This is a genomic window from Cellulophaga geojensis KL-A (genome assembly GCF_000568425.1).
GTDB lineage: Bacteria > Bacteroidota > Bacteroidia > Flavobacteriales > Flavobacteriaceae > Cellulophaga > Cellulophaga lytica.
On record NZ_ARZX01000014.1, the window covers coordinates 1 to 18,893 of the forward strand.

The 18,893-nt window shown below is 31.0% G+C and carries 25 protein-coding genes; all 25 read left to right on the plus strand.

The features are described from left to right. Positions 1 to 89 precede the first annotated feature (89 nt). The 25 genes from KLA_RS10895 (at position 90) to KLA_RS11000 (ending at position 18,822) form a co-directional block, all read left to right on the plus strand. Entirely contained in the window at positions 90 to 755 is a 666-nt protein-coding gene (locus tag KLA_RS10895) for an SMI1/KNR4 family protein (RefSeq protein WP_034645820.1), read from the plus strand. Positions 756 to 954: 199 nt separating this feature from the next. Then, positions 955 to 2,031, plus strand: coding sequence for a two-component regulator propeller domain-containing protein (locus KLA_RS10900; protein WP_034645821.1), 1,077 nt, complete (start codon positions 955 to 957; stop codon positions 2,029 to 2,031). A 251-nt stretch (positions 2,032 to 2,282) separates the two neighbouring features. Beyond that, on the plus strand, positions 2,283 to 2,849 hold the full coding sequence (locus KLA_RS10905) for a TetR/AcrR family transcriptional regulator (protein ID WP_034645822.1): 567 nt from the start codon (positions 2,283 to 2,285) through the stop codon (positions 2,847 to 2,849). 77 nt (positions 2,850 to 2,926) lie between these two features. Beyond that, positions 2,927 to 4,558 (plus strand): gamma-glutamyltransferase, encoded by a 1,632-nt coding sequence (locus tag KLA_RS10910; RefSeq protein WP_034645823.1) that lies wholly within the window; start codon positions 2,927 to 2,929, stop codon positions 4,556 to 4,558. A gap of 189 nt (positions 4,559 to 4,747) precedes the next feature. Continuing rightward, on the plus strand, positions 4,748 to 5,119 hold the full coding sequence (locus KLA_RS10915; RefSeq protein ID WP_034645825.1) for a lipocalin family protein: 372 nt from the start codon (positions 4,748 to 4,750) through the stop codon (positions 5,117 to 5,119). A gap of 227 nt (positions 5,120 to 5,346) precedes the next feature. After that, on the plus strand, positions 5,347 to 6,267 hold the full coding sequence (locus tag KLA_RS10920) for a helix-turn-helix domain-containing protein (RefSeq protein WP_152536844.1): 921 nt from the start codon (positions 5,347 to 5,349) through the stop codon (positions 6,265 to 6,267). Positions 6,268 to 6,285: 18 nt separating this feature from the next. Then, complete coding sequence (locus KLA_RS18335; RefSeq protein ID WP_235183545.1) at positions 6,286 to 6,636, plus strand: hypothetical protein; 351 nt, start codon at positions 6,286 to 6,288, stop codon at positions 6,634 to 6,636. Next, positions 6,599 to 7,501 (plus strand): type 1 glutamine amidotransferase domain-containing protein, encoded by a 903-nt coding sequence (locus tag KLA_RS10925; protein WP_235183549.1) that lies wholly within the window; start codon positions 6,599 to 6,601, stop codon positions 7,499 to 7,501. The genes KLA_RS18335 and KLA_RS10925 overlap by 38 nt, the downstream gene beginning before the upstream one ends. Positions 7,502 to 7,760: 259 nt before the next feature. Continuing rightward, the gene (locus tag KLA_RS17620; protein ID WP_051456091.1) at positions 7,761 to 8,435 is read left to right on the plus strand and encodes a hypothetical protein; all 675 of its coding nucleotides are present in this window, start codon (positions 7,761 to 7,763) and stop codon (positions 8,433 to 8,435) included. Between the two features lie 55 nt (positions 8,436 to 8,490). Beyond that, positions 8,491 to 8,769: a hypothetical protein gene (locus KLA_RS17970; RefSeq protein ID WP_152536845.1), complete on the plus strand. Its 279-nt coding sequence runs from the start codon at positions 8,491 to 8,493 to the stop codon at positions 8,767 to 8,769. Next, complete coding sequence (locus tag KLA_RS10935) at positions 8,693 to 9,004, plus strand: hypothetical protein (protein ID WP_034645827.1); 312 nt, start codon at positions 8,693 to 8,695, stop codon at positions 9,002 to 9,004. Before KLA_RS17970 ends, KLA_RS10935 begins: the two co-directional genes overlap by 77 nt. Further along, positions 8,979 to 9,146: a hypothetical protein gene (locus KLA_RS18100; protein WP_161633464.1), complete on the plus strand. Its 168-nt coding sequence runs from the start codon at positions 8,979 to 8,981 to the stop codon at positions 9,144 to 9,146. Before KLA_RS10935 ends, KLA_RS18100 begins: the two co-directional genes overlap by 26 nt. Positions 9,147 to 9,417: 271 nt before the next feature. Continuing rightward, the gene (locus KLA_RS10940) at positions 9,418 to 10,086 is read left to right on the plus strand and encodes a hypothetical protein (RefSeq protein ID WP_034645829.1); all 669 of its coding nucleotides are present in this window, start codon (positions 9,418 to 9,420) and stop codon (positions 10,084 to 10,086) included. Between the two features lie 247 nt (positions 10,087 to 10,333). Beyond that, positions 10,334 to 10,639 carry a hypothetical protein gene (locus KLA_RS10945; RefSeq protein WP_034645831.1) on the plus strand — a complete coding sequence of 102 codons (306 nt, stop codon included), beginning with the start codon at positions 10,334 to 10,336 and terminating at the stop codon, positions 10,637 to 10,639. Continuing rightward, entirely contained in the window at positions 10,639 to 11,175 is a 537-nt protein-coding gene (locus tag KLA_RS10950; RefSeq protein WP_034645833.1) for a DUF2199 domain-containing protein, read from the plus strand. Before KLA_RS10945 ends, KLA_RS10950 begins: the two co-directional genes overlap by 1 nt. A 182-nt stretch (positions 11,176 to 11,357) precedes the next feature. Beyond that, on the plus strand, positions 11,358 to 12,089 hold the full coding sequence (locus KLA_RS10955; protein ID WP_034645834.1) for an NAD-dependent epimerase/dehydratase family protein: 732 nt from the start codon (positions 11,358 to 11,360) through the stop codon (positions 12,087 to 12,089). 163 nt (positions 12,090 to 12,252) lie between these two features. Further along, positions 12,253 to 12,894, plus strand: a complete 642-nt coding sequence (locus KLA_RS10960; RefSeq protein WP_034645835.1) for a hypothetical protein — start codon at positions 12,253 to 12,255, stop codon at positions 12,892 to 12,894. A 480-nt stretch (positions 12,895 to 13,374) separates the two neighbouring features. Then, the gene (locus tag KLA_RS17625) at positions 13,375 to 14,259 is read left to right on the plus strand and encodes a helix-turn-helix domain-containing protein (protein ID WP_051456092.1); all 885 of its coding nucleotides are present in this window, start codon (positions 13,375 to 13,377) and stop codon (positions 14,257 to 14,259) included. Between the two features lie 7 nt (positions 14,260 to 14,266). Then, positions 14,267 to 14,470, plus strand: coding sequence for a hypothetical protein (locus KLA_RS10970; RefSeq protein WP_034645836.1), 204 nt, complete (start codon positions 14,267 to 14,269; stop codon positions 14,468 to 14,470). 154 nt (positions 14,471 to 14,624) lie between these two features. After that, complete coding sequence (locus tag KLA_RS10975; RefSeq protein ID WP_034645837.1) at positions 14,625 to 15,170, plus strand: hypothetical protein; 546 nt, start codon at positions 14,625 to 14,627, stop codon at positions 15,168 to 15,170. A 226-nt stretch (positions 15,171 to 15,396) separates the two neighbouring features. Further along, positions 15,397 to 15,636: a hypothetical protein gene (locus tag KLA_RS10980; RefSeq protein WP_034645838.1), complete on the plus strand. Its 240-nt coding sequence runs from the start codon at positions 15,397 to 15,399 to the stop codon at positions 15,634 to 15,636. Then, entirely contained in the window at positions 15,620 to 15,952 is a 333-nt protein-coding gene (locus tag KLA_RS10985) for a hypothetical protein (RefSeq protein WP_034645839.1), read from the plus strand. The genes KLA_RS10980 and KLA_RS10985 overlap by 17 nt, the downstream gene beginning before the upstream one ends. Before the next feature lie 124 nt (positions 15,953 to 16,076). Continuing rightward, positions 16,077 to 17,066: a hypothetical protein gene (locus KLA_RS10990; RefSeq protein WP_034645840.1), complete on the plus strand. Its 990-nt coding sequence runs from the start codon at positions 16,077 to 16,079 to the stop codon at positions 17,064 to 17,066. Between the two features lie 217 nt (positions 17,067 to 17,283). Next, positions 17,284 to 18,195 (plus strand): hypothetical protein, encoded by a 912-nt coding sequence (locus KLA_RS10995; protein ID WP_034645841.1) that lies wholly within the window; start codon positions 17,284 to 17,286, stop codon positions 18,193 to 18,195. A 171-nt stretch (positions 18,196 to 18,366) separates the two neighbouring features. Next, on the plus strand, positions 18,367 to 18,822 hold the full coding sequence (locus tag KLA_RS11000) for a GNAT family N-acetyltransferase (RefSeq protein ID WP_034645842.1): 456 nt from the start codon (positions 18,367 to 18,369) through the stop codon (positions 18,820 to 18,822). Positions 18,823 to 18,893: the final 71 nt, after the last annotated feature.

Here is an 18,893-nt window from a genome sequence, read left to right on the forward strand (position 1 = left end):
ATGCTAATTTAATCCCGTACTAACCTTAGCCCAACCGTTGTGGTTAATATCCAAACAATACGTAGAACATAAAACCTATATGAAATAAAATGAAAATTGGAATTTTAGCTATTGTATTTTTTGCTTCATTAATAATTAGGTTTTTACATCTTGAAAACAAAAAAAAATCTAATGAAATAAAAACTAAAATGTTGGAAAGGGCTAAAATAGCTAAAAGAATACAAGCTATTAACAAATCTTCACATAATAAACATAAAATATCTAGGCTACTTATTAAAATGTTAGAAGAGTTTCAGTTTCACGACGATGTTCAACCGACTTTAACAGAAACAGAAATAATTGAAATTGAAAAGCAAATAAATTTAACTTTACCTCTATCATATAAGTTGTTTTTAAAATATTTTGGAGACGGTGGAACTTGGATTTATACAAATTCAATAGACAGTATCAGAAATAGGTCTTGGCTATCTGATTATAGAAATGAATTGAATGAAAAAATAGAATTAGATAATAAAGAAATAAAAGTGAACTCATTACTATGTTTAATGTCTGAAGATTCAAATGGAGGAGCTTGGTGTTGGTTGACTTCAGAAGACACCAAGGATGGAGAATGGCCCTTAGCTTATTATAGTTTAAGTGACAAAAAACTACATTTTAAAGTTGAAAATTTTGCAGAATGGCTAAAAATATTAACAAATTCTAAAGGAGAAGTAATTAGAGAATTAGATTTGGACTATCAATTAGGATTAGGATAAATAATCATTTTATCTGACTTAAAATATTAGAAATAAATAAAATACTAACCACAACACCGTATAAAAAAATTGCTAGTTTTAGCTAAACCAAAGTTAGTTGCTCGTTTGCTAGCTTCTAATTTTCCTTCGGAAAATCCTCGCACACAAACACGCAACTTTTCTTATACTTAACGTTGTTCGTCTTATAAGAAAAACCCGAATGAACATAAAAATAGAATTAATTTATTTACTATTTATATTGACTCTGAACCTTTCTTGTGCTGAAAATAAGAAATCAGATAAGGAAACTGATAATTCTGAATTTGTAAGGATTTCAGAAAATGACACCTTAAAATTAACCTCTGGAATCCGTGCTATTTTACAAGACAGTAAAGGCAATTATTGGCTTGGTAGTCATAACGAAGGTGTAAGTGTTTATGATGGGAAATTGTTTAAATATATAACAACAAATGACGGGCTACCAAACAATCAAATCCGTTCTATTCAAGAAGATGAAAATGGAATAATTTGGATTGTAACTGCTAATGGAGTGTGTAGTTATGATGGGCTAAAAATTACAAATTACCCAACTGAAATTGGCAATCCAGAACTAGATTGGAATTTAACAAAAGGAAACTTATGGTTTTATGCAGGTGAAGAAGATGGTATCAATCGTTTTGACGGAAAGGAAATGTATTCCCTGATATTTCCGAAACCAAAAAACATTAATCCTAACAAATCTTTTGGCGTAACAGGCATATCAAAAGACAAAAACGAAAAGTTATGGATTGCAACCTACTCTGCACTATTTAGCTATGACGGTAAAAAGGTAGATATTTATGACGGAAAAAAGTTAAACCTAAAAAATGATGAGTTAATACACATAAGAAGTGTCTTAGCAGATTCAAAAGGAAGAATTTGGATAGGAAACAATGGAATTGGCTTAATTCTAATAAATGGAGAAAGAATAACCCATTTCTCAAAAGAACAAGGAAAACTAATTCCATTGAATGAGTTTGAAGCGAACATTAAATCACAACAATTAGATAAAAATACAGGATTACAATCAGTTTTTGCTATTGAAGAAGATTCAGAAGGAAACATTTGGTTTGGAGATAGGGATTCAGGAGCTTGGAAATATGACGGCAAGACTTTGACAAACTTTACCATTGATAGCTCATTATCTAAATCAATGATTTGGACTATCTATAATGACAATAGTAATAATTTACTTTTTGGAATGGCGAATGGAGGAGTTTATAGATTAAACGGAAAATCATTTGAGAAAATGTTCTGAAAAATAAAATACGAACGCACAACAAAGTACTATGGTAAAAACCAAGTAAAAAATCATTAATTTTTAGCTAGAGTGCTTCTGTAAGAATCATCATATATTAGTCCTGATTTTACCATAGAAGAGTTTTGTTTATCTCTGCTTAAGAACTCTAAAATATCTGGACTAGCAAATTTCTATTTGGTAATGATGTATAAAATATATAGTTTTGCTAACTGACTAACTAGTCAGTCATTTTGTTTAAATAGTACTAAATGTCTAAAAAAGAGAATATAAAAAAGTGTGCCATAGCCCTATTTCAACAATACGGTTATAAATCAGTTACTGCAGATATGATTGTAAATGAAGCAAAGGTTTCTAAGGGCTTGCTATTTTTCCATTATAAAAATATGGAAGGCCTAATAAGTGAAATAATGCTTGATTGGTTAATTCCTAAGTGGGAATTAATGATTGCACTTGACCTGAAGAATTTGCCATTAAAGAAGTGTATTGAAAAGATTTTTGAACTCTCAAAAACTGGACTAGACAAGCAAAAGTCACAATATAAACTGTATTTCAGTATTATGCTAAACGAACCAAATTTTATATCTAAACTGAATTTAGAAAATAATGAGGTTTACAAAAAAATGCTTGCGTGTTTGCATTCAATTTATGAAAGTAGAAATGTAGAAAATGCAGAGAGTGAATTAATTTTATTTAATACCACACTTATGGGTGCTGAAATGTCTTACTGCATACACACGCAAGAGGTAGGAGATTATTTCTATAAAACTACCAAAGAAATGTTTCTAAAAAGGTATGAATTAGATACCACTAATTAATATTTAAAAATATGAAATACGTTATCATTTTATCAACATTTTTTTTAATGTGCTGTTGTTCTTCAAAAAACAAAGTGGTGAAAACAGAAAAAAAAGCAATTCCGTCTAATAAAGCAATGGTTTGTGGCACTACAGGTGCAGAAGCATTAAACGGAGGTGTTACAATATTAAAAAAAGGCGGTAGTGCTATGGATGCAGCCTTGAGCACAGCGCTATCACAAATAACGCTTGCTGCTGGTTCTTGGGTAAGTTATGCAGGACTTATGAATATCGTCTATTACGACAGTGAAACAGGAAAAGTTTATAATATGAATGCCTCTTTTAACACCGTTAAAAACGAAAAAGACCCATTAAGTATTCCTGGTAGTGTTAGTCTTGATTTAACCAAAAAGGCACCCAGTTCAGATGGACGCTCGGTATTAGTTCCCGGATTTATGGCTGGAGTTGAATCCGCACACCAAAAATTTGGCAACCTACCTTTTGCTGATATTTTTGAAAACGCTATTGGTCTTGCAGAAAATGGAATCGAATGGAATTCAGGTCTACAAAAACAGTTTAATTACCGTAAGGAAATTCTATCAAGATTACCAGAAACAAAAGCTGTGTTTACTAAAAGTGACGGAACATTTTACAAAATAGGCGATACTTTTACCCAGCCAGAGTTGGCTAAAACTCTAAAAAAGGTTGTAAAATTAGGTAGCAATTATATGTATAATGGCGATTGGGCAAAAAAAATGGTAAGTGTGGTACAATCTGAAGGAGGAAAACTAACACTAGATGATATGAAAAATTATCAAGTAGAATGGAACGAACCACTTAATCAGAACTACAACAATCATGAATTATTTGTTCACGGTCTTCCAGCTGTTGGAGGAGTAAATACTATTGAAGCGCTAAACTTAATAGAAAAAGCTCAATTTTCTAAAAAACCAAGATATTACGAAGACCCTAAAGTGCTCAAAGAGTTATCTGATATTATCAAATTCGGTGAACTTTTTCCGTATGTAAAAAACGTACTTAATGCTATCCCTAATCTTGATATTTCATCAGAAGGTAGATTGAAAAAAGAAAATGCTACAGTTATTTACGAAATTATTAAACAAGGACAATTATTTGGAGCATCACCAGAAACAAAAAACACACCTAAACACTCTGACGCTGTTGTTGTTATAGACGAAAAAGGAAACATCTGTGCTATGACACATAGTATTAATGCAGTTAGTTGGGGAGGAACAGGAATTTTTATTGACGGTGTTTCTATACCCGACCCTGCTTCTTTTCAACAACAAGAAGTAGCAAAAGCTGGGGCTGGTAAAAGATTACCTGACCCAACTAATCCAGGAATTATATTCAAAGATGGCAAACCAATATTAGGATTTGCCTCAATAGGAGCTGGACTTCATGCCAAAACCATTACCAGTTTATTAGCAGTAATGGATTATCAAATGACACCGCAAGAAGCAATAGAAATACCCAATTTAGGATTTGTTAATTTCGCAAAACCACAAAATGGATTTCCACGTACTATTGATTCAACAGAGTTTAAACTAAACGTCATTGATAAAGCAAATGAACTTAGTGATGGTGGTTTTGAACATAATACCACTATGCCTGGGTATTGGATAGGAATTAAGAGAGATGATGCTGGCAATTTACACGGCTCAACAGTTCGTAAATTAAACAAAGGAGGAAGGGCTGTTGGCTATTAAAAATAACTGGTTATAATGGCTATGGGCAATTGCTTATTCCTGTATACTTACAAATCCCGAAGCTTGTGGACTAGCAAATTTCTATTCGGTTTATATTTGCTAAATTAGGTGCATATACGGCGTAACAAACCAATTACAAGAACCTTGCAATTAATATAATCTAACAAGAGCCATTAGTAAATAAACTAAATGAGAAATATATTAAAAATACTTACTGTAACTAGTATTACTCTATTTTATTCTTGTACCAACAAATTGGAAGAAAAAATTATCAAAAATTGGAGAGTACAAAAAATGGAAAAAATGACACCCTTAACTTTAAATAAGTACGTTCCTATAAAGATTGATATAAACTCTAAAATGTGTTACAACTTTCTGCCCCAAAATAAGGTTAAATTAATAACACAAATGGGATCTAGTATGCAAGGTACATGGCATATTAATGATAGTACCATAAGCATCTATACTAAAAAAGAGAAAAAAGAATTAAATATTTTAAAATTAACTGATAACGAACTAGTTTTAGCATCCGGAAGATTTAAATTTTATTTAGAAAATTAATATTTAGTTATAAAGACATTTGCTACGCGCCAAGTATAAAATTTAGTGCCAACAGCTAAAAAGTTAAAACAGAATGTTATATTTACTTGCTGTAAAACCAGAACAATAAATTGAACTTAGATAATAATTTAATATTTTTCTTTAGTGCACTGGGGGCTTTTAATAGCTTAGTTTTAAGTCTATATTTTTTATTTTTTTGTAAACCAATAAATAATTCTAATTACTTTTTGGGCTTGTTATTAGCTGCTTTAAGTATTAGAGTTTGGAAATCTTTATTCTTTTATTACAATCCAGATTTATCTAAAAATTACTTGCAAATTGGCCTATCGGCCTGTTTTCTTATAGGGCCCTTTTTATATTTTTATATTAAATCTAAAACAACTGCCTACAAGCAGTATAGTACATCATTAGTTTTTCAAATATCGCTTTTAATACTACTTATTTTTGGTGTGGGCTTGCTATACCCTTATACTACTAACGTAAAGCTTTGGACTACTCATTTTTATACCGTAATTAACTATCAATGGTTGGCATATATAGTAGTTTCTGCTTTTTTACTAAAAAGTGCCTTTAAAAAAATAACAAACAAAAAAGAAAAACTAAACTATGATGATGTTTGGATGCTAAGCGTATTTTTTGGCGTTTTTATTATTTGGATTGCTTACTATACCGCTAATTACACATCGTACATTTTGGGTGCTTTTTCATTTACGTTTGCCTTTTACTTGTCTGGATTACTTTTATTTTATAAAAGAAAAAAAGATTTTATTACATCAGAAAAGAAAGAAAAATACAGCGCTATACAATTGCAAAAAGATGAAGTGCAACAAATTGTAAACAAAATAAAATTTGCTTTTAAAGAAGAAGAATTATACAAAAACCCAAATTTAACGTTACCAATATTGGCCAAAAAAATAAATATTAGACCACAATTACTTTCGCAAGTTTTAAATAACGATTTAAACAAAAGCTTTACACAATTTATTAATGAGTATAGAATTGAAGAAGCTAAACAGCTTTTAAAATCTAAAACAAACTTAAAAATTGAGGTAATTGCAGAGCAAAGTGGCTTTAATTCTAAAAGCACGTTCTACACCGCCTTTAAAAAAGTAACCAACACAACACCAACCAAATACACTAAAAATTAATGTGTTACAAAATTCCTAATGTATACTTTAGGAGTTTTATGGTATAAATCTGTAACAACCAAAAAGAAGATAGCTATTATTATTGCTGCATTAATTATAAACAATAATGCACTTATGAAACATTTTTTTTTAACCATTGGTTTTTTAATAGTAAGCAATATAACTATTGCACAAACAGACAGGTCTAAAATAGAAACCACCATTTTAAATTACATAAACGGCACATCTTACAACCAACCAAAATTAATAGAAAAAGCATTTTATGTTAATGCCAATTTATATTTAGAAAACAAAGAAAAAACGTTATGGGTAGTTCCTGTAAAAGAATATATTGGCTGGTATAAAAACAAAAAAACAAGGAGAATTTAATGGGAGAATTGGTAACATAATATCTATAGATAATTTTGAAGGTATAGCTACCGCTAAGGCAGAAATTCTTTTTCCTGAGAGCAACTCTAGGTACATAGATATGTTTCTCCTTAAAAAAATTAAAAACCAATGGGAAATTATTAGCAAATCTGCAGCTAGTGAAAACAGCAACCAACAAGGAGATAAAATTTTATTTATAGTATCTAACGCATCATTTTATGGAGATTCTGATATTGCTACAGGCAATAGTTTTTCTGAAATAACCAATGCCTATACTACTTTTAAAAATGCTGGTTATACTGTAGATTTTGTTAGTCCTAACGGCGGAAGCATTCCGTTAACGTATATAGACACATTAGACCCGTTACAAAAAAACCTTGTGTACAACAAAGACTTTATGTACGCACTAAAACACACTAAAAAACCAATAGAAATTATTGCTAAAAATTACAAAGCTGTACACTATATTGGTGGTGGTAGTGCTATGTATGGCGTGCCAGAAAACAAGGATATCCAAAAAATTGCTATGGAAATTTACGAGGAGCATAACGGAATTATATCTTCCGTTTGCCACGGTACAGCTGGTATTGTAAACCTTAAAACTAAAGATGGCCGCTATGTTTATGAAGGTAAAATTGTTAATGGGTATCCAGATTCTTTTGAGAAAAAAGATGCGGAATATTTTAAACATTGGCCTTTTTTAATTCAAAAAACCATAGAAGAAAGAGGCGGTATTTTTCAGTTTTCAAAAAGAAATACGTCTCAAGTAGAAGTACAAGGAAACTTAATAACTGGACAAAATTATTTATCATCTAAAGATGTTGCCTTACAAATAATTGAGCGTTTAAAATCTAAAACCAACTAAAACTAAGCAAGTAGTATTACTTAGCGCATAATAAAAGTAACTGGGGTTTGCTTGTTTGTATTTTTCCTAACGGAGAGTATAGCAAGCAAACCCTTTTTTTTATAATAAGTAAGATTAAACCTTACAGATATAAACTGTTTTTAGGCAAAAAAACATTTACTGGCACAAAAACACAGCAATTCATTTAATTTTATAAAAAATTATAGCGTAGATGTAAATTTATTAGATATAAAATTTATGCAACACAAACTACCTTAAAATGACAAAAAGAGAATACGCTAAGTATTTAGGAGATATTATAGATGAAGTTATAGATTTAGATGTTGAGTCTGATGATTTGAGACATCAATTTTATGAGTATTTCCAAGCATTTATGCCCAACGGAACTAATATTGAAAAGGTGTTTAAACCTATTAAAGAAGGAAACCTTTATCACAAACGATTGCTACAAATTTTTAACGCTACTAAAGGCATCTTTAATGAATTAGCTGCAGAAGGAAAAACTCCCGCGTATTTTTGTCCGGCTCCTACAAAAAACAAAGAGTTATTACTGTTGTATGGAGAAAAATACATTGAAAACTTAACATTGTTCTCTAAAATTACAGCCGACCAGGAGTTTATAGACACTATGACTCAAATTAAAACTGTAGAAATTTCAGATCTAGATGTTAGAACAAATAAAAACGATACCAACGCTATAGTTTATGAGTCAATTTCTGATTGGTTTATAGACAATACAGATTACGAAGCAACTATTGAAGTGTTAAGCGAGGCATACTACGCTATAAATTGTGATTATAACTTATCGTATTATTTTCAATATCCGTCTTACAAAGAAAAAATAAATTTTGATGTTTTTGAGCCATACTTTAAAATATGGGAAATGGGCTATTACTGTTGGTTTAACCAAGGAAAACTAGTAATAGGGAAATAATATAAAAGCTATAATCATTTAGTACATTAACTAATAAAAAATGAAGTAAGTTACTATGGAAAAATACATAATTTCTATAGAAAATTATATGTCTAACGAAAAGAGAATAGACACTACAGTTTCTTCTACCAAAGAGGTAATAGAACAATACAAAAGTATAAACTGGTTTAATTTACTAACCAAAGCTACACCAGAAAACCAAAACGATTCTGATATAGTTGATGACAATTCTTGGAATTTTTCGGTTACATTTAAAAATGATAAAAAAAGAAGATATTCTTCATATTCACCCGCACCTTTACCCAAGCACACGTGTACAACCAGAAGAAATTAAACTAGTTGTAGAATTTAGGGCGTGTAAAATAGTACCAACTTCAAAATTTAGTCAGTTTTTTGGAGGTGCTAAAGAAAAAGCCATTGAGGAAAACAAAACCGCTGCAATAGGTGTTTTACAAGCAGATGTACTAACTCATTTAACAAATTTTTTAGATAATAACCATATAGATCTTCATAAGCTTAACAGTCCTTCTTTACATACAATTATTGAAGAAAGTGGTAAAGTATATTAATTTAAATATAAGTACAACCAAAAATACAAGTAGAAACATACTTACAACTGCAGGTGCACAAGGTATAGGAGAAGCTATAACCAAACATTTTATAAACACAGGAGCTACACTAGACATAAATGGCGGCGTATACAATATGTAACACACATTTAAAACATTTTTATAGTAGTTAAGAATCTAGGGGAGCTTGTTTCTCTAGATTTTTTTTTGTGCTTATAATTACCATTTATACTAAAAAAATATACCAATTACACATTTCTTTAATTGTAGTATAAAAAATAGTTATACATTGTAGGAAAATTAAACAACTAAAAAAAAACCAACTAGTAAGCTAAATGTGCATTTATTTACCGCTATTGGCGGAATAAACGCAATTAATTGAGTTTATATATAGTTAGGCACAATCTAAAATAATGAAATCCCTTCCACTCTATTTTTTGTTTTTGATATTCGGGCCTTGTTTAGGGCAAAGTTCGGAGGTGGACTTTAAAACTTATTTCAATGAAAATGAAATCAAGGACTTGAATGCAATTGCGGACTTTTTTCAAAGTGAACTTTGCGGGACTAAGGAAAGTACTGAATTTGGAGAATGTATTAAGAATTTGGTGCCTGACATTATAGACTTGGAAAATAATTATATAGAAAAGAATATTAGTTATAGAAAGCAAAAAAAGCTATACCGTAAAATCTCTAAAAATACATTCCAAAAAATATGGGCTCTATGCAAATCTTGGAGGTCTAAAAAACCAAAGTACGAGTACGAAAGTCTTTGTTATAGTTTTAACCCAGAATTTAAGGCTTTCGTGCTTGAGCTGGGTAAAACAAGTGGATACTTATCAAGATACGGAGAAACCCTTGAGCTGGGTGGACTGGGAAATACAAATTTTATAGCAAGTAATATTATAGAATTTCCTCAATCTATGAACATTGAGGATAGAGGAGTTCAAATAGTATTTGCAATACATTATTTAACCCAGAACGACCATCTGAAAAGGGACAAAAAAGCCGTGCGTCTGGAGAATAGGGATATGAGAAAACTTAATCGGAAAGCTAAAAAAAAGACTGTGCCTAACAATGGCTAAAATTCATTGCTTGCAGATTTCCTAAACGGAAATCCTTACTTTTAAGCTAAGGTTGGATTTCGGGCGGAATGTTCACTACGTGAAATTCCACAACGAAATCATAGCCCAACCGTTGTGCATAATTTAAGAAACTCACGAAACGCGCAAAAAGCTATCTTTAGGTTCGGTTGGATTGTCCTTCGGACGAATCACAGCAACGAACCTTAGCCCAGCCGTTACCCAACATTTGACCAAACCATTGAACATAATGCTTAAAAATATAAATTGGACTAAAAAAAGCGGAATTCTGATTATCGGAATTTGTTTAAGTGCAATGCTTTTAAAATATTTGGTTCAACCTTACAGAGGAACTTGGATTTACCAATATGGTAGTTTAATTTCCTTGTTTGTTTTCTATGGCGGAATTTTATGGTCGTTGGTTAACACAATACTTTTGTTTTCAAAACATAAATCTGACTTGAAAAATAATCTGATTTGGATTTTTTTAAGTGCAATTCCATTTTTATATATTGGAATAATGATGACAATCGCAATGAATCAAACTCTTGAATAATGTTCTGGAAAAGAAAGAAAAATAAATCAACGGAATTTAAATGCTTTGAATGTGGAAATGTCCATTCGGAATGGCCTGCTTTAGCGTTTAAATCACCTGCGAATTACGACTTTCTGTCCGATAAAGAAAAAACTGAACTTGGAAAATTAGAATCGGACTTTTGCGAAATTCATTACCAAGACCAAATTGACCGTTTTATAAGAGTAACGCTTACTCAGAAAGTAAAAGACGCTTGCGAAACTTTGGAATACGGACTTTGGGTATCATTAAGCGAAAAAAGTTATTTAGACTATAAAAAGAATTACAATAATCCGAATCACGAAACGGGATACTTTGGTTGGTTATATAACAATGTTCCTGAATATGGAGATACATCTTCAATTCCTTGCGATGTAATGACAAAAAGCGGAAATGACAGACCTGAAATATTTCCTCACGAAGATTTTGACCATCAATTTGTTCGAGATTATTACAGCGGAATTTTAAAAACAGAAGCGGAAAATAGAATTAGCGAAATGATAAAAAACGTTGGGTAACACCGTGTATAATTAATTGCTAGGTTCTAGACTACTTACGTATCCCTAAGCTTGTGAACTATCGGGCTTTCTATTCGGTTTATATTTGCTAAATTAGGTGCATAAACGGCGTAAAAAACCAATTACAAGAACGTTATAGCCATATTTCAGGACTAGACATTTAAAGAAACACCATACATTCAATGAAAAAAATCTTGATAACCGGCGGATTTGGAAAAATAGCCAAACATTTCGTTCATAACTTCAGCAACAAATATGAAATAACCGTTGCAGACATTGTAACGGACAGCAGTACTTTTTCGAACCATGTGCGAATTGAAAAAGCAGACTTGATGGACTTTTCAATTTGCTCAAAACTATGCGTAGGAATCGATACCGTAATTCATTTGGCCGGAATAGTAGACCCGATTTCTGAATCGGACGAGATTTTAGAAACTAACTTAAAAACCACACAGAATATTTTTAAAGCAGCAGTAAAAGCAAAATGCAAAAGACTGATTTTTGCGAGTAGTGCCCAGACCATAGAAAGCTATCCGACGGATATCCAAGTTAACAAGAATATGCTCGTTAAGCCGAAAAATATTTATGGAGTATCAAAATGTTTTGGAGAAGCTTTAGCGGCTTTCCATTCTTATAATAATGGAATTTCTGCCATTTGCCTGCGAATCGGTGCGTACGAATTCCCAAAAGACTTTACTGAAATGAATGCGAGGGATTTAAGTGCATTTCTGCATCCTGATGATTTTAATCAATTATTGATTGGGTGTATCGAAACAGAAAATATTAAATATGAGGTTCTGAACGCTATTTCCGATAACAGGTATAAACGATTGGATATTACTGAATCGAAAGAAAAAGTTGGGTATAGACCCAAAGCAGACGCATTTACCCTGTTCAAGCTCGCAGCGGAGTAAAACTGGCTACAACCCGTATAAAATTAATTACTAGTTTTAACCTACATTAGAATCTTTATGCGGAATATTCTATTAGGTTTATATTTGCTAAATTAGGTGCATAAACGGCGTAACAAACCAATTACAAGAACGTTGTAAGCAACCTCAGGAAACGAAAAAAAAGATGAAAACAAGCACATTAATTGGAATTCTTTTTTGCTCAATTTTGTTTGTATGCGAAAACAAGAATGATGACCGATTTGTTTTCTTCCTTCATAACCGATTTTTAGAAGAACACGAACTGAATGAATTGCATCCCGAATTTGGACGAACTGAATACAGCGAAATTATTGCTGAACTTAAAAAAGGGGGACTTAAAGTAATAAGCGAAAAACGGAGTGGAAATATTAACGCAAGAGAATACGCAATTGGAATTGTAACCCAAATTGACAGTTTAATAAAAAATGGAGTAGAACCGAGAAAAATAACTGTTGTTGGAACCTCAAAAGGTGGTTATATAGCTCAATATGTTTCGACTTTAGCAAATAATCAGGATTTAAATTTTGTATTTATTGCAAGTTTTAGGAATAGTGATATTCAAAATATACCTGAAATTAATTTTTGCGGAAATATTTTAACTATTTACGAAAAATCCGACCCATTTGGAGTTTCCGCATTGGAACGAAAGAAAATCTCGAATTGTGAAATAAAACACTTTAAAGAAATAGAACTGAATTCTGGAATGGGACACGGATTTTTATTTAAACCATTAAAGGAATGGATTGAACCGACAATAAAATGGGCAAAAGGAAATTACAACCAGTAATAAAAACTGTGCCCAATACCATATAAAATAATTGCTACTTAGTACTTAACCAAAAGGCGTTACAAACCCGCAACTATTCTTATAAAAAACCACTACATAAGTAAAGTATAGGGAACTTACATCTCTAGAATTTTTTATGCATAATTACCAATTGTACTAAAAAATATACCAATTACACATTTCCATTATTACAGTATAAAAAATTAATATATATTGTAAGAAAATAAAACAACTAGAAAGCCAAATGTGCGTTTACTCACCCATATTGGCGGAATAAACGCAATTAATTGAGTTTATATATAGTTGTAAACAATTAAAACCGAATGGTATTTACAGAAAAAACAAAAGAAAATGAACTTTACGTTTTTATGAATGGAAAGTTGATTTACAAGAAATGGTTGAAAACTGGTCAATCTAAAGTTTTTGATGTTATGGCATATGACAAATACACTCTGAAATCAATAAAAAAAGCATAATAATTTGACTGAATACAATTTAGAATATCTACATTCTCTCATTGAAAATAAAGTTGAGGAAAGTCTTAATCTTGAATATAAATCTTCTGGTGCATTAGGGAAACAAAATAATAAAACAACAGAAATTTCTAAAGACGTTAGTTCTCTTGCGAATTCTGACGGCGGAATTATAATCTATGGAATTGCAGAGGATAACAATAACCACCTTCCAAAAGAAATTGACGCAATTGACCGAAAACAGTTTTCTAATGAATGGTTAGAGCAAATAATTCAAAGTAAGATTCGACCTAGATTGAATAATTTTAAAATTTATCCAATCGATATCGAACCTAATAAAGTTGTTTATGTTGTTGAAGTCGAAAAAAGTAATACTGCTCATCAAGCAGACGATAAAAGATACTATAAACGTTTTAACTTCCAATCTACAGCAATGTATGACTATGAAGTTAGAGATATTCTAAATAGAACTAAAAATCCTGTAATTTCTTTAGATTTTAAATTCAAAAATCAACACAAGGAAATCATTATTTATGCAATAAATTCAGGCTCTGTTTATGCCAAATATGTAAATGTAAAATTTAGAATTCCAAAAAAGATTTGTGAGGAACAATATTATAATTCTTATAACCACGAAATTTTTCAAATAAATACTGACAACACCGTAAGAGATGTACTTGACGTACAAATTTCAGGAATGGGTAATGTCAGCGAAAAATACGGTCCTTCAAGATACGAACCTATTTTGCCAAGACAAAGATTTAAGTTAACTGAAATAAAACTAACCAATTACCCTTTCGATTATGAAAACATATTAGAATGGGAAATATTTTGTGATAATTCTCAACCCATAACAGGAAAGATAAGATTTGCAGATTTATTAAATAAATAAAATCAAAATGAAATTTCAAAAAGGACAGGAAATAATCTATACAACTTTAACTGGAAAACAATATCCAGGACATATTATCCACAGAAAATGTGATTTTCCAAATAATTATATCGATACAGATTTTGAACACGGTGGTTTTGATTATTTAATAAGAATAGTAAGAGAATTGAAAGATGAAGATGTTTTTGTAAATGAAAAAGATTTGACATAATAACTGTTTACAACACCGTATAAAATTAATTGCTAGTACTCGCCTACTTACGAAAATCCTCGCGGATTTTCTATTCGGTTTGTATTTGCTAAATTAGGTACTTAAAACACGCAACAAACCATATACAAACACGTTGTGAGCAATTTAAAATAATATGAATAGGATTCAGAAAACCCTAATAATTGGATTTTTAATAATTTCTGGATTTATAGTTTTCAGAATTTTTTTAATGGGCTATTACTACGATTTTCTTGAATATTGGACTTTGAGAGATAAGATAGTCTGGACCGAATCAAATAAATTGAGTTGGGAGGATTTCTCAAATACTATAGATAAAGAAGGGCTTTATGCTAAAGTCGGACTTTCATCCCGCTACAATGTAGACGACCCCATTTTATTTAGGTCCAAAACAGTTTTTATACCTAAAGAATCATATGTATCTGATACCTCCGACAGTTTTAATCTTAGAGTCTCACAAGCCAAATTTGACCTACTAGAAATCTACCGGAGGCAAATGGCAAGAGAAGTAGATAGCCTAAGAGCAGGAAGTGTTGATTATTATAAACCCTCGGATTTTAAAGAAATGAACGAAAGATATTATGATTTGTTTGAATCGGAATGGGAAGGATTTAGAAATGCGGAAAATGAATCTGATTACCTAGAGAAGATTGAGAAGAAAATCCAACTCGAGTTGAAATAAAAACTGCTCACAACAACACCTAAACGTAATGCGGACTTTAGGTCAAAATCGAAAGGTCTGTGTATATTTATAAAGTCGCTAAATCTTATGGATTTAGCTTTGAACAAGAAAAAAATAAAACTAAACAATAAGCTTTAGCTTCGTGCTCAGACGGAAACGAAGAGTTTCCTTGTCTCCGCACTACGCTTAGCTAAAACGTTGGGCACAATATCTGAACAGAACGCAAATGAAAGAAAATAAAGATAGAGTGATAATCGCAAGTGACGTAAATGAACGTGACGGAATCGGAATTGAAAACTATCGAAATGACGAATTGATTGCGGAAATTTTCAGAGACGACACAGAAAAAACTAGAAAAATCCGAATATTTAAAGAAAATATATCACTTGAATTAATGGAGGAATGTATTCAGACCTTTAAAAAAGAAATACCTTGGGAATTTATAAAATATGACGAAACCGATTAAAATATTATTGTCAATTCCATCGATTGTCGGAATTGTTTATATGTTCACTTTTTTGAGTGTTGATTTTTTCAAATGGATTACGAATAATGTTGTCGGATTTGAATATCAAGGACCAATTGTTAACGGACTGATTTTAATACAAATCGGGTATCTGATTTATCGACTTTGGAATTATAAAAATGTAGAGAAAAAAACAAAAACTGAATGGACTTGGCTTTTAGTAATATTCAACTTCATTTCAAGTTTATTCTTCATTTGGAAAAAAGATGCTGAATTAAATAATATGAATAAAAATACTGTGCCCAACAATGTATAAAAATAATGCTAAATTAGGTGCTTAATCAAAGGTTAGTGCAATTTTGTAACGTCTGATTTTCCTTCGGAAAATCCTCGCATACAAACCCGCAACTATTCTTAAACATCAACGTTACCTGTAATTTATGAAAAACTTTGTCCCAATTGCAATTCTCATTTTTATTGGTACTATTTCCTGCTCGAATGAACTTGAATTGAATGGAAACTGGATAAACACCTACTATTCAAATGAAAATGGGCAAATACAGAATCTTGATTTGGAATCTAGAATATTGTTAAACATCAAGAACAATAAAATAAGAATAATAGAATTCCCAACCAATCAAGACCAATTCGTACAATTGGACACAGTATTAGATTTGCAACCAAAAACCCAAAAACTAATATTTAAGGATCAAATCGGACAAATAGAGGGGCAATTTATCTTTGCGAAAGACAGTATCATTTTTAATAACTTTAAGTCTTCAAAATCATATTCTGTTTTTAAAAAAATACCTAAGCAATTTAAAGATGTGAGTTGGAATCCAGTAGGTAAATCATATCGGTATAATGGTAATAAATCAATTATGAATGCAGATTTTGTTAATGATACTATGATGATTCATTATGACGGGAATAATGAAAAAATATCCAAAAACGAATGGTCTATCGAAAGTTTTGAAAATTTAAAGTTCCTTTTATTTAGCAATAATCTTTATTCAATTCCCATAAAAATCGACTCAGCAATCAATGAAAAAGTTTATCTATCTACATACGACGATAAAATTCAAAATTATGTATTTGTTGAGCAAGCAAAAACTAAATTGGACAAGTTAATTGGGAAATGGCAAGTCATAAAGCAAAATGACCTAAAAAAACCGACTCCAATTATTGACCCATTTTGGAGAAATTATATTGAACATATTACTGTTTCTAAAGATTCAATTAAAATTACTAGTATAGGGCAGAATTCTACAAGCAAGTGGGAACTCAGCGGGTCTGGAGGATTAATTTTTCTTTATGGTAAAAAGTTCAGGACCTTCCGTATCGTGCGTTTGACAGAGCAAGAAATGGAACTAGAAATTGGAGGTGAAAATTGGGATGGACAAATGCATTCAATTTACCAACGGAAATGAAAACTACAGGTAACAATACCTATAGCAAATAGGGCGAAAAGTGCTATATTTAAGGGCTTGGGCTTGTTTACTAAGTCCGCTAAATCTTATGGATTTAGCTTTAGAATAGAAAAAATAAATCAAAACAATAAGCTTTAGCTTCGTGCGTAGACGGAAACGAAAAGGTTTCCTTACCTCCGCACTACGCTTAGCCGAGACGTTACCCACAATTTAAAAAATGACCAAATACATCATAATTTTACTTCTAATTATAACTTCTTGCAAAGGAAAATCCGAGAAAATAAATCGGACTGAAAAACCAAAACCTGAAATTATAAAGACTGTCGAATTTAAATTAATAAAAGCCGAAAATCAAAAAGGATTATTGATTTTATTCCCTTGTTTTTCTTGTGATGCGGAGAACACATTGTCTGAATTTAAAATTGCTGAAATAAGTGTAAAAAATGACTTTTCAGTTTTAGCAATGAACTTAAACCAAAAATTATATTTAAGCCAAAAAGAAAAACAAGAATTAACGGAACAATTAACAAGAATAGTTAAGGAAAAAAACTTATCCTTAGAAAACATCTTTATTGGCGGATTTTCAAGTGGTGGAAATGTAAGTCTATTAATTAGTGATTATCTTGTAAAGAATGAAAGTCAAATTCAACCGAAAGGAGTTTTTATAGTGGATTCACCTATTGACCTTCTTGAACTTTATGGAACTGCCGAAAAGAATTTAAAACTTAACTTTTCAGAATCATCTATCCAAGAATCTACTTGGATTAAGAATATGTTTGATAAAGAATTTGGAAATCCATCTAATGGAATTAATACTTACGAACAGAATTCGCCTTATACATTTAAAACGGAAAATATTGACAATCTAAAAGGATTGGAAAAATTAAAAATTAGGTTTTATACAGAACCTGATTTAAAATGGTGGAAAGAATATGCAAAAAATGAATATGAAGATTTAAATGCTTTTTACATTCAAAAATTATCAGACAAATTAAAAATCGAATTTGGAGAAAACAATGTTGAATTAATAAACACCGAAAATCGAGGTTATCGAGCAAATGGAGAAAGGCACCCACATTCTTGGTCGATAGTAAATGAAAAAGATTTAATAAATTGGATGTTGAAATAAAAAACTGTGGGTAACACCGTGTATAATTAATTGCTAGTACCAGACTACATACAAACCCTGAAACGTTGGGACTAGCGGACTTTATTGGTTGGTAATTTATTTGCTAACTTTAGTGCTTAAACCACGTATTAACCATTGCCAAACCGTTGGCATTAATTAAGACAAACCAAATTGAAAGTTAGAGAAACACATAGAAATGATTATACCATTTCAACTGACAAGAATAAATTAGATGTTTTGAGCATCCACAAATTCCTAGCTAACCAAACTGATTGGGCTAACGGAATTCCTTTAAATACTTTGAAAACATCAATTGAAAACTCTTTAAATTTTGGGATTTATCACGAAAACAAACAAATTGGTTTTGCTAGAATAATTTCAGACTATTCAACTATTGCATATTTAGGAGATGTTTATATTCTAAATGAATATAGAGGAAAAGGATTAAGTAAATGGCTGATGAATGAAATAATGGAACATCCAAATCTTCAGGGATTGAGACGTTGGATTTTATTGACTGATACAGCCGAGTGGCTTTATAAAAAATTTGGGTTTACAGAAATACCTAAACCTGAATTTTATATGGAAAAACACAATCCCAATGTATATAGCGCAATAAAAAACTAATGCCACTTAAAAATTAGAAATATAGAACCGTTTAGGGTTAACTTTAATTGTTCTTATTATTTATAAAGTTT

Coding starts and splice junctions, on each gene's coding strand:
- KLA_RS10935 (WP_034645827.1), top strand. CDS start 8,693: ATGATAAAAAAAGAAGATATTCTTCATATTCACCCGCACCTTTACCCA.
- KLA_RS10970 (WP_034645836.1), top strand. CDS start 14,267: ATGAAATTTCAAAAAGGACAGGAAATAATCTATACAACTTTAACTGGA.
- KLA_RS10990 (WP_034645840.1), top strand. CDS start 16,077: ATGAAAAACTTTGTCCCAATTGCAATTCTCATTTTTATTGGTACTATT.
- KLA_RS10940 (WP_034645829.1), top strand. CDS start 9,418: ATGAAATCCCTTCCACTCTATTTTTTGTTTTTGATATTCGGGCCTTGT.
- KLA_RS10960 (WP_034645835.1), top strand. CDS start 12,253: ATGAAAACAAGCACATTAATTGGAATTCTTTTTTGCTCAATTTTGTTT.
- KLA_RS10950 (WP_034645833.1), top strand. CDS start 10,639: ATGTTCTGGAAAAGAAAGAAAAATAAATCAACGGAATTTAAATGCTTT.
- KLA_RS10980 (WP_034645838.1), top strand. CDS start 15,397: ATGAAAGAAAATAAAGATAGAGTGATAATCGCAAGTGACGTAAATGAA.
- KLA_RS17620 (WP_051456091.1), top strand. CDS start 7,761: ATGACAAAAAGAGAATACGCTAAGTATTTAGGAGATATTATAGATGAA.
- KLA_RS10985 (WP_034645839.1), top strand. CDS start 15,620: ATGACGAAACCGATTAAAATATTATTGTCAATTCCATCGATTGTCGGA.
- KLA_RS10905 (WP_034645822.1), top strand. CDS start 2,283: ATGTCTAAAAAAGAGAATATAAAAAAGTGTGCCATAGCCCTATTTCAA.
- KLA_RS10975 (WP_034645837.1), top strand. CDS start 14,625: ATGAATAGGATTCAGAAAACCCTAATAATTGGATTTTTAATAATTTCT.
- KLA_RS18335 (WP_235183545.1), top strand. CDS start 6,286: ATGTATACTTTAGGAGTTTTATGGTATAAATCTGTAACAACCAAAAAG.
- KLA_RS10945 (WP_034645831.1), top strand. CDS start 10,334: ATGCTTAAAAATATAAATTGGACTAAAAAAAGCGGAATTCTGATTATC.
- KLA_RS10995 (WP_034645841.1), top strand. CDS start 17,284: ATGACCAAATACATCATAATTTTACTTCTAATTATAACTTCTTGCAAA.
- KLA_RS10955 (WP_034645834.1), top strand. CDS start 11,358: ATGAAAAAAATCTTGATAACCGGCGGATTTGGAAAAATAGCCAAACAT.
- KLA_RS10900 (WP_034645821.1), top strand. CDS start 955: ATGAACATAAAAATAGAATTAATTTATTTACTATTTATATTGACTCTG.
- KLA_RS10915 (WP_034645825.1), top strand. CDS start 4,748: ATGAGAAATATATTAAAAATACTTACTGTAACTAGTATTACTCTATTT.
- KLA_RS17970 (WP_152536845.1), top strand. CDS start 8,491: ATGGAAAAATACATAATTTCTATAGAAAATTATATGTCTAACGAAAAG.
- KLA_RS10895 (WP_034645820.1), top strand. CDS start 90: ATGAAAATTGGAATTTTAGCTATTGTATTTTTTGCTTCATTAATAATT.